The sequence below is a fragment of the Actinosynnema pretiosum genome, from assembly GCF_024171695.1.
Classification (GTDB): Bacteria; Actinomycetota; Actinomycetes; order Mycobacteriales; family Pseudonocardiaceae; genus Actinosynnema; species Actinosynnema pretiosum.
On the sequence record NZ_JAMTCF010000001.1, the window covers coordinates 134,210 to 148,076 of the forward strand.

Annotated in this window: 13 protein-coding genes; 5 read left to right on the top strand and 8 right to left on the bottom strand. The window is 74.6% G+C overall.

All coding sequences use genetic code 11. The features are described 5' to 3' along the window. Positions 1-5: 5 nt before the first annotated feature. From LV78_RS00575 to LV78_RS00590, 4 genes are all read right to left on the bottom strand, one after another. A complete protein-coding gene (locus tag LV78_RS00575; protein WP_253842527.1) occupies positions 6-1,193 on the bottom strand; it encodes an MFS transporter in 1,188 nt (395 codons plus the stop codon). A 32-nt stretch (positions 1,194-1,225) separates the two neighbouring features. After that, the gene (locus LV78_RS00580; RefSeq protein WP_253842528.1) at positions 1,226-1,783 is read right to left on the bottom strand and encodes a TetR/AcrR family transcriptional regulator; all 558 of its coding nucleotides are present in this window, start codon (positions 1,781-1,783) and stop codon (positions 1,226-1,228) included. Then, positions 1,780-2,709: an LLM class flavin-dependent oxidoreductase gene (locus tag LV78_RS00585; RefSeq protein WP_253842529.1), complete on the bottom strand. Its 930-nt coding sequence runs from the start codon at positions 2,707-2,709 to the stop codon at positions 1,780-1,782. Before LV78_RS00585 ends, LV78_RS00580 begins: the two co-directional genes overlap by 4 nt. Before the next feature lie 154 nt (positions 2,710-2,863). Further along, positions 2,864-4,630, bottom strand: coding sequence for an ABC transporter ATP-binding protein (locus LV78_RS00590; RefSeq protein WP_253842530.1), 1,767 nt, complete (start codon positions 4,628-4,630; stop codon positions 2,864-2,866). Between the two features lie 76 nt (positions 4,631-4,706). Here LV78_RS00590 and LV78_RS00595 point away from each other — a divergent pair, with 76 nt between their 5' ends. Then, positions 4,707-5,291: a TetR/AcrR family transcriptional regulator gene (locus LV78_RS00595; protein ID WP_253842531.1), complete on the top strand. Its 585-nt coding sequence runs from the start codon at positions 4,707-4,709 to the stop codon at positions 5,289-5,291. 19 nt (positions 5,292-5,310) lie between these two features. Here the strand turns inward: LV78_RS00595 and LV78_RS00600 are convergent, their stop codons facing one another. Then, complete coding sequence (locus LV78_RS00600; RefSeq protein WP_253842532.1) at positions 5,311-5,847, bottom strand: GNAT family N-acetyltransferase; 537 nt, start codon at positions 5,845-5,847, stop codon at positions 5,311-5,313. Positions 5,848-6,119: 272 nt separating this feature from the next. On the opposite strand from LV78_RS00600, the gene LV78_RS00605 reads away from it, so the two are divergent. Then, the gene (locus tag LV78_RS00605) at positions 6,120-6,680 is read left to right on the top strand and encodes a sigma-70 family RNA polymerase sigma factor (protein ID WP_253842533.1); all 561 of its coding nucleotides are present in this window, start codon (positions 6,120-6,122) and stop codon (positions 6,678-6,680) included. A 42-nt stretch (positions 6,681-6,722) separates the two neighbouring features. Here LV78_RS00605 and LV78_RS00610 read toward each other — a convergent pair whose 3' ends face one another. Beyond that, entirely contained in the window at positions 6,723-7,481 is a 759-nt protein-coding gene (locus tag LV78_RS00610) for an SDR family NAD(P)-dependent oxidoreductase (protein WP_253842534.1), read from the bottom strand. Positions 7,482-7,566: 85 nt separating this feature from the next. On the opposite strand from LV78_RS00610, the gene LV78_RS00615 reads away from it, so the two are divergent. Continuing rightward, positions 7,567-8,160 carry a TetR/AcrR family transcriptional regulator gene (locus LV78_RS00615; protein WP_253842535.1) on the top strand — a complete coding sequence of 198 codons (594 nt, stop codon included), beginning with the start codon at positions 7,567-7,569 and terminating at the stop codon, positions 8,158-8,160. Positions 8,161-8,196: 36 nt separating this feature from the next. On the opposite strand, the gene LV78_RS00620 is transcribed toward LV78_RS00615, so the two are convergent. Both LV78_RS00620 and LV78_RS00625 read right to left on the bottom strand, forming a co-directional pair. Further along, a complete protein-coding gene (locus tag LV78_RS00620) occupies positions 8,197-8,742 on the bottom strand; it encodes a vitamin K epoxide reductase family protein (protein WP_253842536.1) in 546 nt (181 codons plus the stop codon). Further along, positions 8,739-9,473, bottom strand: a complete 735-nt coding sequence (locus tag LV78_RS00625; RefSeq protein WP_253842537.1) for a DsbA family protein — start codon at positions 9,471-9,473, stop codon at positions 8,739-8,741. The genes LV78_RS00620 and LV78_RS00625 overlap by 4 nt, the downstream gene beginning before the upstream one ends. 114 nt (positions 9,474-9,587) lie before the next feature. On the opposite strand from LV78_RS00625, the gene LV78_RS00630 reads away from it, so the two are divergent. Together LV78_RS00630 and LV78_RS00635 are read left to right on the top strand one after the other, a co-directional pair. Next, positions 9,588-11,486, top strand: a complete 1,899-nt coding sequence (locus LV78_RS00630) for a cytochrome c oxidase assembly protein (RefSeq protein WP_253842538.1) — start codon at positions 9,588-9,590, stop codon at positions 11,484-11,486. Positions 11,487-11,547: 61 nt separating this feature from the next. Then, positions 11,548-13,767: a heavy metal translocating P-type ATPase gene (locus LV78_RS00635; protein WP_253842539.1), complete on the top strand. Its 2,220-nt coding sequence runs from the start codon at positions 11,548-11,550 to the stop codon at positions 13,765-13,767. Positions 13,768-13,867 lie beyond the last annotated feature (100 nt).

A 13,867-nucleotide genomic window follows, 5' to 3' on the forward strand; every position in this document is an offset into this window, starting at 1 on the left:
GGCGGTCAGGCCGGTTGTGGCTTGTCCACGGACTTCGCGAACAGCGACGACAGGGCCACCAGGGCCAGTGCCACCAGGATCGCCGAGCGCAGGCCGACGTGCTCGCCCACGAAGCCCAGCAGGGGTGGGCCCACCAGGAACGCGGTGTAGCCCGCCGTCGCCACCGCGCTGACCCTGCGGGCCGCGTCGACCGGGTTGTCGCCTGCCGCCGACAGGGCCACCGGGAAGCCCAGGGACGCGCCTAGGCCCCAGAGGAAGACGCCCAGCGCGCCCAGCGGGACGTTCGGGGCCAGGGACACCAGGCCGATGCCGAGCACCGCCAGTCCCGCGCTGGCGACCATCACCCTGGTGCGGCCGAAGCGGTCCAGCAGGGAGCCGCCCGCGAACCGGCCCACGGCCATGGACGCGCCGAAGAACGAGTACAGGAACGCGCCGCTGGCGCTGGACAGTCCGTAGCCGTCGACCGCGATCAGCGGCAGCCAGTCGTTCGCGGTGCCCTCCGCCAGGGCCATGCCCAGCGCGATCGCGCCGATGGCTAGGGTGCGCGGCTCGCGCCACACGCGCAGCGCGGACTTCAGGCCGCCCGCCTCACCGGGTGCTGGGGTCTCCTCGCGGCCGGTGGCGGCGGGCAGGTTGAGCGCGACCCACACGGTGGCGGTGGCGCCCAGGGCGGCGACCGCGCCCAGGTGCGGCAGGACCGGGACGCCGACGGCGGTGGCGGCCAGGCCGAGCAGGCCGCCGGCGCAGATGCCCACGCTGAAGCAGCCGTGCAGGCCGGGCACGACGGTGCGGCCCAGTTCGGCCTCCACCGCGACGCCCTCGACGTTCTGGGCGATCTCCGCCGCGCCTACGCCGAAGCCGAACACCGCGAGCCCTGCGGCGACCACCCAGCCGTCGCCGAGGCCGCCCCCGAGCGCGACCACGGCCAGTCCGGTGGCCATCGCGAACATGCACCAGCGGACGACGAACCTGCCGCCCCGGCTGGCGACCAGGCCGCCGCCGAGCGCGAGACCGACCATGGACCCGGCCGACAGGGCGGCGATGATCAGGCCCATCTGGGCGGTGCTGGAGGCGGTGGCGTCGCGGATGTCCGGGGTGCGGGAGATCCAGGTGGCCATCGAGACGCCGATGACGGCGAACGCCAGGCCGAGCGCGGCCCTGCGGCGGTTCGGGGAGGGGGTGCGGTGGGGCACGGTGGGACTCCGGTGGGGCGCGGGGTGGTCGGTCACGAGGCGGGTGGCGGGCCGATGAGGCGGTGGACGGCCTGGCGGACGCGGTCCACGTCGAACGGCTCGGTGGAGATGTGGCTGTGCAGGATCAGGCCCTCCTGGAGGGCGTCGATCATGGGGGCCAGCTCCGGGGGGAAGTGGCGCGCGAGGGAGGCGCGCGAGCGCAGCATCCAGGCCTGGATCAGCTCGCGGTAGCGCGGTTCGCGCACGGCGAGGGCGTAGAGCTCGGCGGACAGCACCATGTCCCTGCCGTAGCCCTCGCCCTGGGTGGTGATGATCCGGACGACCCCCTCGCGCGGGTCCTCGTCGGGGCCGATGTCGGCCAGGATCCGGTCGAACCTGGCGTGCATCGTGTCGGCCAGCCGGGAGAACGCCGCGTGGAGCAGGTCGTCGCGGGTCGGGAAGTGGTAGGTCATCGAGCCGAGCGGCACGTCAGCCGCCTCCGCGACCGAGCGGTAGGTGGCGCCCTGGGCGCCGTGCTCGGCGATCACCTCCAGCGTCGCCTCGACGATGCGCTCCCTGCGGTCGGGGTCGGTGCGCCGGGTGCGGGTCACCGGGCGGACGCCAGTGCCGGGAGCGCGGCGAGCGGGTCGGCCGCGGCGGGGATGAGGACGGAGGTGGTGACGCCCGCGTCGAACAGCTCGGCGTTGCGGGCGCGCACCTCGTCGGGGGTGCCCGCCAGCGCCAGTTGGGTGACCCACTCCTGGGGGATGCGTTCGGCGAACTCCTCGCGGGTGGCGCAGGAGGCGCGGAGCTGGGCGAACTCGGCGGCGAACGGGAGCGGCGCGAGGTGCGGGGCCCAGTCGGGCTCGCCGATCCAGGCGAGGCCGGGGCGGACCTCGGCGACGGCGGTCGCGGTGTCGGGGTGGACGCTGGCGGCGTTGTAGGTGACCACGCTGTGCGGGGTCGCGGCGATCGTGCCGACGGAGGCGCGGACGTACTCGGGGGTGCAGGGCTCGGCGAGCACGGTGCCGTCCGCGACCCGGCCGGAGAGCGCGAGGGACTTCGGGCCGCGCACGCCCGCGAGCACCGGCGGGACGACCTCGGGCAGGGAGGACGGCTCCAGGCGGGCCTCGGTGAGGGTGACGTAGCGGCCCCTGGTGGTGACCGTCTCGCCGCGCAGGAGCGCGCGGATCGCGGTGAGGTGCTCGCCGAGGAGGGTGAGCGGGCTGTCCGGGAGAGCGCCGACGGAGCGCATCCAGTCGGGCATCCCGTGGCCCACTCCGATGGTCACCCGGCCGGGGAAGAGCTGACCGAGGGTGGCGATCTCCATGGCGGCGAACACCGGGTTGCGGATCGCGGCGGGCAGGATGCCGATGCCCACGGTGATCGACTTCGTGGCGGCGAGGACGGCCGCGGCCTGCGCGACGCCGCCCCGGAAGCCGAGGTCCTCCACCACCCACAGCTCGTCGAAGCCGACCGCCTCGGCCTGGCGCGCGTAGTCCAGGACCTGCCCGTGGGGGAGGTCGCGAAGAAGCATGACACCAACGGAACGCGCAGCCATGAGCCCTCCAATAAGAACGTTCGTATATGAACGCTGGGAGGGGACGTTAGCAGTCCGGCGGCGGCGGGGGAACAGGAAACCGAGGAGTGCTCGGCAGCGGGCCGGGGGTGGACCCCCCGGCCCGCGCGGGTCAGGCCACGACCGCAGGCGCGGGCGCGGTTCCGTCGGAGATGCGCAGCGCGGCCACCAGCTCGCGGTACAGCTCGTCGGTCGCCAGCAGCTCGGCGTGCGCGCCGGACGCCCGGACGCGCCCGTCCTCCATCACCACGATGGTGTCCGCGTCGATCACCGTGGACAGCCGGTGCGCCACGGTCACCACCGCGCCGTGCCTGGCCCGCTCGCGCACGCACTCGTGCACGGCGGCCTCGGTCAGCCCGTCGACCTGGGCGGTCGCCTCGTCCAGCAGCAGCACGTCGGGGGCGCGCAGGACCGCCCTGGCCAGCGCGATCCGCTGGCGCTGCCCGCCGGACATGCTCGACGGGCCGAGCGGGGTGTCCAGGCCGTCCGGGAGGGCGGCCACGACCTCCTCAAGGCGCACCTCGCGCAGCACCCTCCACAGCTCGTCCTCGCCCGCGTCGGGGTGGGTGAACAGCAGGTTGTCCCGGATCGTGCCCGGCAGCACGGGCGTCTCCTGCTCCACGTACGCCAGTCGCGCGCGCAGCTCGGAGTGGCCGTGCTCGCGGTACGGGCGCCCGCCGAGGAGCAGCTCTCCCCCGCTGGGCTCCAGGAAGCGCAGGACCAGCGACAGCAGGGTGGTCTTGCCCGCGCCGGACGGTCCGACGACGGCGGTGTGCCCGCGCCGGGGCACGACCAGGTCGACGCCGCGCACCGCCGGTTCGCCGCCGTACCCGGCGACCACGCCGCGCAGCTCCAGGATCGGGGCGTCGGCGGAGTCGCCGGGGGCGGTGGCGCCCGGCTCGTCCCGCTCGACGTCCAGCGCGTCCACGTCGCGGATGCGCCCGGCCGCCGCGATCCCGGCCTGCAGGGTGGTGACGTTGCGGCTCAGCTCGGTCACCGGGTCCATGAGTCCGAACGCGTACAGCAGGAACGCGATCAGGCTGGACACCTCCAGGCTGCCCTGGGAGACCCGCCACGCGCCGAGGCCGAGCACGAGGATGATCGCGAACTGGATGCCCGACCAGGCCACGGTCCAGGCCAGGGCCTCGCGCCGCACGGCCCGGACGCTGTGCCGGTAGGCGGCGCGCGCGTCGCCGAGGACCCGCTCGGTCTGCCGCGCCTCGGCCCGGCTGGCCTTGACCGTGCGGATCGCGCGCAGCGTGCCCTCCAGCACGCCGCCGAGCTTGCCGACGCGGTCCTGCGCGAGCTCCTGCTCGCGGGCGATGGCGGGCATCAGCACGGCGAACACGACGCCGAGCACCACGACCGAGACGACCGTGGCGCCGAGCAGCGCGAGGTCGAGCACGGCCATCAGCACGAGCGTGCCGACGAGCGTGACCGTGCCGTTGACCAGGCCGATCACGCTGCTGGACGCGGCTTCGCGCAGCAGCACGGTGTCCGAGGTGACCCTGGTGACCAGCTCGCCGCCGGGGCGGCCGGTCACGGCGGGCACGGTGGCGCGCAGCAGCCGCTTGACCATGGACTCGCGGGCGTCGAGCACGACCCGCTCGCCGAGCTCGCCCAGGATCACCCACTGGATGGTCCAGATCACCACGCCCGCGACCAGCAGGGCGAGCATCGTGCCGACCGGACCGGCCAGCGAGCCGCCGGAGCCGAGCGAGTCGAGGACCCACTTGGTGACCATCGGGGTGGCCAGGGTGGCGGCCGAGCCGATCAGGGACAGCGCCAACCCGAGGGCGAGGGTGCCCCTGTGCGGGCGGGCGAACGACCAGAGCACCCGCAAGCGCGGTAGTGCCTGCTTCACCTTCGGGGGGTTCATGCTCAAAAGTAGAACACCAGTGTTCCAAAGTTGTCAAAGATGATTCCGTTTGGGGATGGGCAGTACGGTTCTCCCCATGAGCGAGGCGCGCAGCGAACCCGTCGTGAAGGCCGAGTCCGGTTCACGGGCCAGGACCAGGCGGGCGATCCTGGACGCGGCGGTGCGGGAGCTGAGCGCGAACGCGGCGGTGCCGCTCGGCGAGATCGCGACGGCGGCCGGGGTCGGGCGGACCACGCTGCACCGGTACTTCCCCGAGCGGGCCGACCTGCTGGTGGCGGTGACCGCGTTCATGGAGGAGCAGATCGCCTCGGCCACCGGGCGGGCCCGGTTGGACGACGGGTCGGCGCGGGCCGCGCTCGGGCGGTTGTGCCAGGAGTACTTCGAGCTGGGCGACGTGCTGACGCTGATGTTCACCAGCCCGGTGTCGCCGAGCGGGCGGGAGTGGGATTACGAGATGCCGTCCGACCACCGGGTGCGCGACGCGGTGGACCGGGGGCACGCGGAGGGGGACATCGACGCGGCGCTGAGCCGGGAGTGGGTGCTGAACATGGTGTGGAGCCTGCTGTTCACCACCTGGGACATGGTCAGCACGCAGGGCGCCCCGAAGCACGAGGCGCTGACGCAGTGCCTGCGGACGCTGGACAAGGCGCTGACGCCCTGACCATCCACTTCGGACTTGACTACAACCGGTCGAACGGCTCGGCGTAGGCGAACACCCCGCGCGCGGCCGGGTCGTGCGCGGCGAGCGGGCGGACCTGGAAGTGCTGCCGCCACTCGGGAACCGGCGGTTCGACGCCGACCTCGCCGCACGGCAGGAAGCCGAACCGGTGGTAGTAGCCGGGATCGCCGAGCAGGGCCACCAGCGGTTCGCCGAGCGCGTCGGCCGCGCCGAGCAGGGCGTGCACGAGCGCGCTGCCGACACCGGAGCGCTGCCGGTCCGGGCGCACGGACAGCGGTCCCAGGCCGAGCGCGGGGACGTCGCCGACCGCGCCCCTGGTCGCCACGACGTGGCCGACCACCGAGCCGTCCGGGTCCTGCGCCACCAGGGACAGCGCGGGCAGCCACCCGGCGTCGGCGCGCAGCTCGTCCACCAGCCAGGCCTCCACGGGCGCGCCGTCGCGCAGTTCGGCGGCGGGCTGGTCGGGGCGGGTGAACGCGGCGGCGGTGACCGCGCGGATCGCGGGGACGTCGGCGGGGCGCTCGGGTCGGATCAGCACGGGTGCACTGTCCACCGGCGGTCGGCGCGGGGCAACCGGATTGCGCGGGGTGGCGCGTCTCACGCGGCTCCCCGAGTGTGCGATCGGTCGCAGGCGGCGGCGCGGACGGGGCGGGGCGCGTGCCGAGCGGGCGGCGCGGCGGCAGGTCGGGGGCGCGGGGGCCCGGACCGGCCGGGCCGGGAGCGCTTCGCGGCGCGTGCCTCGGTCGACGTCACCCCGGTCGGGCCGTTCGGCTCACCGGTTCCCGACAGCGGGTGACTACGATCCGGGTCGTGACGACTCCGACCCCCGACGACGAGGTGACGCGCTGGGCGCTGCGGGCGCGCTCCGGTGACCGGAACGCCCTGGAGCAGTTCGTGCGCGGCACCCAGCGCGACGTGTGGCGGTTCACCGCGCACCTCGCCGGGGTCGACGTGGCCGACGACCTGTCGCAGGAGACCTACGCCCGCGCGCTGACGAGCCTGCACCGGTTCGCCGGGCGGTCGTCGGCGCGCACCTGGCTGCTGGTGATCGCGCGGCGGGTCGTGGTGGACCAGGTGCGGATGGCGCAGTCGCGGCCACGCCTGTCGCCGGGGGCGGACTGGGTGCGCGAGGCGGACCGCAGGCCCGCGCCGACCGGGTTCGAGGACGCGGTCGAGCTGAACCTGCTGCTGGACTCGCTGGACCAGGACCGGCGCGAGGCGCTGGTGCTGACGCAGGTGCTGGGGCTTTCGTACGCGGAGGCGGCGGACGTGGCGGGGTGCCCGGTGGGCACGATCCGGTCGCGGGTGGCGCGGGCGCGCGACGACCTGATGCGGGCCGTGGACGTGGGCGAGGCCAGCGAGGTCGGCTGATCCGGGCGGGCGCCCTCCTCGGGACGCCCACCCGGAGCGCCGTCACGCGGCGGGGAACACCTGGACCTCGCCGCCGTCGGCGAACAGCTCGCTGCCGGTGATGAAGCTCGACCGGTCGCTCGCCAGGAACAGCGCGGCCTGCGCGATCTCGGCGGGGTCCGCGACCCGGTTCAGGGGCGTGGAGGCGGCCATCTGCGCGAGGAGCGCGGGCACCCCCGCCGGGTCGCCCGCGATGCCGCGCAGGCCCGGCGTGTCGGTGGGGCCGGGGACCAGCACGTTGACCCGGATGCGGCGCGGGGCCAGTTCGGCGGCCCAGACCCTGGCGTACTGCCGCAGGGCCGCCTTGGACGCCGAGTAGGTGCCGAATCCGGGGTTGCCCCTGCTCGCCGAGGTCGAGCCGGTCACCACGATCGACGCGCCGTCGGGCATGAGCGGCAGCGTCTTCTGCACGGTGAACGCGGCGCCGCGCACGTTGGTGCCGAAGACCTCGTCGAAGCTCTCGGGGCGCAGTTCGGCGATGGTGGCGAGGGTGTCGGCGCCGCCCGCGTTGGCGAACAGCACGTCCAGCCGCCCGGCGGCCTCGGCGATCCTGGCCGCGATGGCGTCCAGGTCGGCCAGGTCGGAGACGTCGCCCCGGATGGCCGTGGCGCCGATCCTCGCGGCGGCTGCGTCGAGTTCGGCCTGCCGCCTGCCGGTGATGAAGACGCGTGCTCCCTCGGCCGCGAAGAGGGTGGCCGCCGCCAGGCCGATGCCGGTCGCTCCCCCGGTCACCAGCGCCACCTTGCCCTCGAGTTCCGCCATGGTCGTGACTCCTCACTGTTTCGGACTGATCGGTCCAATACAAGCAGATGTTGACCGTGCGGTCCAGAAGCAATACCGTCGGGGCGTGCCCAGACCACGGAAGTTCGACGAGCGGCAGGTGCTGCGCTCCGCGACCGAGACGTTCTGGGACTCCGGCTTCGCGGCGACCTCGCTGGACGACCTGATGCGGGCGACCGGGCTGGGCAAGGGCAGCCTGTACGGGGCGTTCGGGGACAAGCGGGCGCTGTTCCAGCGGGTCCTCGACGCCTACTGCGCGGACGCGGCGGCAGGCTTGCGCGAGCGGTTGAGCGGGCCCGCCCCGTCGGCGGCGGAGCGGGTGCGGGCGCTGTTCGACGGGGCGGTCGCGGCGGGCGCGGCCCCGGCCGGTCCGCCGCGCGCGTGCCTGCTGGCGAAGTCGACGGCGGAGCTCGCGGCGCGGGACGCCGACGTGGCCGCGCTGGCGCGGCGGACTTTCGGCACGATCGCCGACCTGCTGGAGGCCGAGCTGCGCGCCGCGCGGGACGCGGGGGACGTGCCCGCCGACCGCGATCCCCGGCGCACCGCCCACCACCTCCTCGCGGTGCTGCGCGGCATGGAGGCGCTGGCCGAGGCCGGGGTGGACGAGGCGGTGCTGCGCGACGCCGCCGACGCCGCGCTGGTGGCGGCCGGTCTCGGCTGACGGCCCCGGTCCGCGCCGACCGGGACCGCCCGCCGGTCACACCAGGCTGCTCCAGTAGTCCCAGAACGCGCCGAGCACCAGCGCGACGATCACCGCGTACCAGAGGGCGAGCACCGCGCTGTGCACCCGCTTGAGCGGCGCGAGCCAGGACCAGGTGTCCAGCGAGCTGTACCAGAACAGCGGGATCGTCACCGCCCACACCACCATGCAGTACGGGCACAGCGCGCCGATGTCGTACAGGCTCGCGGCGATCAGCCAGTGCACGAGCACGACGCCGAGCGCGGCGCCCGAGGTGAACGCCACCCGGAACCAGCGGGGCGGCTCGAACCCGGCCAGCACCACGACCCCGGTGGTCACCACGACGGCGAAGGCCGCGATGCCGATGAGCGGGTTGGGGAAGCCGAACGCGGCGGCCTGCGGGCTGTCCATGATCGAGCCGCAGGCGATGACCGGGTTGATCGAGCAGGTCGGCACGTAGGCCGGGTCCTTGAGCTTCGCGATCTTCTCGATGGTCAGGGCGGCCGAGGCGGTCAGGCCGAGGCCGCCGCCGACGACGCTCAGCCAGGCCAGCGCGCGGTTCACCCGGCCAGCGCCTCGTCCAGGGCGGCGCGCAGCTCGGCGCCGACCGCCTCCAGGGTCTGGCCTGCGGGCTCGAAGCGCTCGCCGTTGACGAAGAACGTGGGGGTGCCGGTGACGCCGAGCGCCTTCCCGTCGGCGACGTCGCGGTCGACGGCGGCCTCGACCGCGTCGGAGTCCAGGTCGGCGCGGAAGCGGTCGACGTCCAGGCCGATCTCCTGGGCGTAGCGCTCGAACACCGCGCGCGCGGCGGTCTCGTCGGAGGCGGTGGCCTGGCCGGTGACGGCCCACTCGTCGAACCCGCCGTACAGCGCGTGGTACATCTCGGTGTGCTTGTCCTGCTCACCCGCGGCCTCGGTGGCGCGGGCGGCGAGCGGGGCCAGCGGGTGGACGTCGAGCGGGAAGTTGCGGGTGGCGAAGGTGATCCGGCCCCGGTAGTCCTCTTCCAGCTGCTCGGTGATGCCGGAGTAGTAGGAGTGGCAGGCCGGGCACTGGTAGTCCAGGAACTCGACCAGGGTGACCCGGTTCCCCTCCACCTCGGACAGGGTGTGCGCGTCGGCGGGCAGCAGCCTGGCCAGGTCGGCCGACCCGTCGCCGGAGGAGCGGTTGACCACCAGGACGCCGCCGATCACCAGCGCCGCGACGAGCACGACGATGCCGGTGAGGACGACGTTGAGCGACGGGCCGCGCTTGGCGGTGACCGGGTTGGACTTGCGCGGCTGTGGCGTTCGTGACATCGGGTTCGCCTCTGGTCGTTCGGACGGGCTCTTCGCCCAGTTGGTCGGTGGGAGCCTGGGGAAGTTCCTGGAACTCCCCGGAACTTTGTGGGCTGTCGAGACGACCGGTGGGACATGAGGGTTGACAGGGCCGCCGCGCTGGCAGGCGGTCTGGCGGTGCTGTGCGTCACGGCTGTGGTGCTGGCCGCCGGGGACGTGCACGAGGCGCTGGGCGACAGCGATCCCGGCCGGGTGGCCGGGTGGCTGCTCGGGGCGGTGCGGCTGGTCGCGGACGGCGCGGGGTCGGTGACGGCGGGCGCCCTGGCGTTCGCCGCGTTCGTGGTGCCGGGCAGGCGGGACGGGAAGCTGGCCGCCGACGCGTACGCGGCGCTGCGGTTGGCGGCGCTGGCGTCCCCGGTGTGGCTGGTCGCGGCGCTGGCGGCGGTGCCGCTGGCGGCCGGTGACGCCTCGGGGCAGCCGCAGTCGGTGGTGTGGGCCAACCTCGCGGGGCTGGTCGACGCGACCGACGAGCCGAAGGCGTGGCTGGTGACCTCGGCGGTGGTGGCGGTCGTGGTGTGGGGCACGCGGGTGACGCTGACCTGGCCGACGACGGTGACGTGGCTGGTGCTGTCGGTGCTGGCGCTGCTGCCGCCGGTGGTGATGGGGCACGTGTCGGGCGGCGCGTGGCACGACGTGGCGACGAACGCGGTGCTGTGGCACGTCCCGGCGGCGGCCGTGTGGGTCGGGTCGCTGGTGGCGCTGCGCTCGTTCCTGCGGCGCGGCGGGCCGGACCGCGAGCGGGTGCTGGGCAGGTACCGGCGGGTGACGGCGGTGTGCCTGGTCGTGGTGGCGCTGAGCGGGTCGGTCGCGGGGCTGGCGCTGGCGACGCCGTCCGGGCTGCTGTCCGGGTTCGGGGCGCTGCTGGGGTTGAAGCTGCTGGTGTGCCTGGTGGTGCTGGCGTCGCGTGGCCGCGCGGTCGGCACGCGGTGGGGCGCGCGGTGGCCGCTGGCCGTCGAGGTGGTGGCGCTGGGCGTGGCCATGGGCGCCTCGGCGGGACTGGCGCACCTGGTGCCGCCGAGGTGGACGTCGACGCGGCCGTCGGTGCAGGAGACCGTGCTGGGGTACGAACTCCCTGCGGGGCCTGGGTTCTCCGAGATCGTGCTGGGCTGGCGGTTCGACCTGGTGATCGGGCTGGGCGCGGTGCTGGCGGCGCTGCTCTACCTGCGCGGGGTGCGGGTGCTGCGGCGGCGCGGGGACGCGTGGCCCGCGCACCGGGTCGCGGCGTGGCTGGGCGGATGTCTGGTGCTGCTGCTGGCGACCTCGTCCGGGGTCGGCCGGTACGCGCCCGCGATGTTCAGCTCGCACATGGTGGCGCACATGTCGTTGAACATGCTGGCCCCGGTGCTGCTGGTGCTGGGCGGTCCGGTGACGCTGGCGCTGCGCGCGCTGCCGCCGGGGCCGCGCGCGTGGGTGGTGGCGCTGCTGCACTGCCGGTGGACGCGGATCGTCTCGCACCCGGCGTTCGCGGCGGTCATGTTCGTCGCCTCGTTCTACGTGCTGTACTTCTCGCCGCTGTTCGGCGAGGCCATGGGGCAGCACTGGGCGCACGTGCTGATGAACGTCCACTTCCTGATGACCGGGTACGTCTTCTACTGGCTGGTGATCGGCGTCGACCGGCCGCCGAGGCCGCTGCCGCACCTGGCGCGGCTGGGGATGCTGTTCGCGGTGATGCCGTTCCACGCGTTCTTCGGCGTGATCCTGATGAACGGGCAGTCGGTGATCGCCGAGTCGTACTACCGGGAGGTGGCGCTGTCCTGGCTGCCGGACCTGATGGCGGACCAGCGGCTCGGCGGCGGGATCGCCTGGGCCACCGGGGAGATCCCGATGCTGGTGGTGGTGATCGCGCTGATGGCGCAGTGGGCGGCGGCCGACCGCAAGGAGAGCGTGCGGATGGACCGGCGCGACGACAACGACGAGGACGAGCGGCTGGCCGCGTACAACGCGATGCTGGCGGAGCTGTCCGAGCGGCGTTGAGGCACGGGCGCGCCGGGGTCGGTCCGGCGCGCTTTTTCGTTGGGACTTCGAGGAAGCAGTGATGAGCACAGCGGTGGCGGGCGAGCCGGTTGAGCTGGCGGTGTCCGGGATGACGTGCGCGGCGTGCGCGACGCGCGTGGAGCGCAAGCTGAACAAGCTCGACGGCGTGCGGGCGTCGGTGAACTACGCGACCGAGCGGGCCGTGGTGCACCTGCCCGAGGGGTTGGACGCGCGGGACGCGGTCGAGGCGGTGCGCAAGGCCGGGTACGACGCGCGGGTGCGGCGGCGGGCCGAGGACGACCGGGCCGGGCACTCGGCGGCGGTGACCGACCTGCGGCGCAGGCTCGTGGTGGCGGCGGTGCTGGCGATCCCGCTGGGGAACCTGTCGATCACCCTGGCGCTGGTGCCGTCGCTGCGGTTCACCGGGTGGGAGGCGCTGTGCGCGCTGCTGGCGGTGCCGGTGGTGTTCTACTCGGCGTGGCCGTTCCACCGGGCGGCGGCGCGGACGTTGCGGCACGGGTCGTCCAGCATGGACACGCTGGTGTCGATCGGGGTGCTGGCGTCGTTCGGGTGGGCGGTGTGGTCGATGGTGGCCGGGTCGTCGGGGCCGGGCTACTGGCTCGGGTTCGGGGTGACCGACGGCGGCGCGGACGCGGTGTACCTGGACGTGGCGGCCGGGGTGACGACGTTCCTGCTGGCGGGCAGGTACTTCGAGACGCGGTCGCGGCGCAACGCGGTCGGGTTGCTGACCGCGCTGGCGGACCTGGCGGCGAAGGACGCGCGGGTGCTGCGCGACGGCGTGGAGCACGCGGTTCCCGCGGCGTTGCTGAAGGTGGGCGAGCTGTTCGTCGTGCGCCCCGGTGAGGCGCTCCCGGCGGACGGGGTCGTGGTCGAGGGCGCGTCCACTGTGGACACCTCGGCGATGACCGGCGAGTCGGCGCCTGCGGAGGTGGCCGAGGGGTCGCGGGTGGTCGGCGGGACGGTGAACCGGACCGGGCGGATCGTGGTGCGGGCCACCGAGGTCGGGGCGAACACGCAGCTGGCGCAGATGAGCGTGCTGGCGGAGCAGGCGGCGCAGCGCAAGGCCGGGGTGCAGCGGTTGGTGGACCGGGTGTGCGCGGTGTTCGTGCCGGTGGTGCTGGCGATCTCGCTGGTGACGCTGCTGGGCTGGTTGGCGACCGGGCACACCGCGCGCGAGGCGTTCACGTCGGCGGTGGCGGTGCTGATCATCGCGTGCCCGTGCGCGCTGGGGTTGGCGACGCCGACCGCGCTGATGGTCGGGGTGGCGCGGGCGGCGGGGCTCGGCGTGCTGGTGAAGGGCCCGCAGGCGTTGGAGGCGACGCGGGCGGTGGACGTGGTGGTGCTGGACAAGACCGGGACGGTGACCACGGGGCGGATGTCGGTGGTGGCGTCGGCGGGGTTCGGCGGGGCGGACTCGGCCGAGGTGCTGCGCTGGGCGGGTGCGGTGGAGTCGGCGTCGGAGCACCCGATCGCGGCGGCGATCACGGCGGCTTCGCCCGCCGCCCCGCCTGCGGTCTCGGGTTTCGAGGCGCTGGTGGGCGCGGGCGCGCGCGGCGAGGTGGAGGGCGCGGAGGTGGTCGTCGGCTCGGCGGCGCTGATGGCCGAGCTGGGCGTGTCGGTGCCGGAGGCGGCCCACGGGTGGCTGGCCGGTCTGGGCGCGGCGACGGGGGTGCTGGTGGCGCGCGGTGGTGGTCTGGTGGGCGGGATCGCGGTGCGCGACACGGTGCGCCCGTCGGCGGCGTCGGCGGTGGAGCGGTTGCACCGCATGGGTTTGCGGACCGTGCTGCTCACCGGTGACAGCGCGGCGGCGGCGCGGGCGGTGGCCGAGGAGATCGGGGTGCGCGAGGTGCGCGCCGAGGTGCGGCCTGCGGACAAGGCGGCCGTGGTGGAGGAGCTGCGGGCGGCAGGGCACCGGGTGGCGGTGGTCGGCGACGGCGTCAACGACGGTCCCGCGCTGGCGTCGGCGGACCTGGGCATGGCGGTGGCGCGCGGCAGCGACGTGGCGGCGCAGGCGTCGGACGTGGTGCTGGTGCGGGAGGACCTGCACGCGGTGCCGGACGCGATCGAGCTGGCGGCGCGGACGCTGTCGACCATCCGGGGGAACCTGGTGTGGGCGTTCGGCTACAACGCGGCGGCGATCCCGCTGGCCGCGTTCGGCCTGCTGAACCCGCTGATCGCGGCGGCGGCGATGTCGCTGTCGTCGGTGCTGGTGGTGACGAACAGCCTGCGGTTGCGGAACTTCCGACCTGGGGGCCGTTGACCCCCGCAGCACCTCGATGTGAACCAGGTCACAGCAGGCCAACGTCCCTGCAGGGCGCGACGTCTTCCCGGTTGCGAGTCGAAGTCGAGGCTTCGACGGC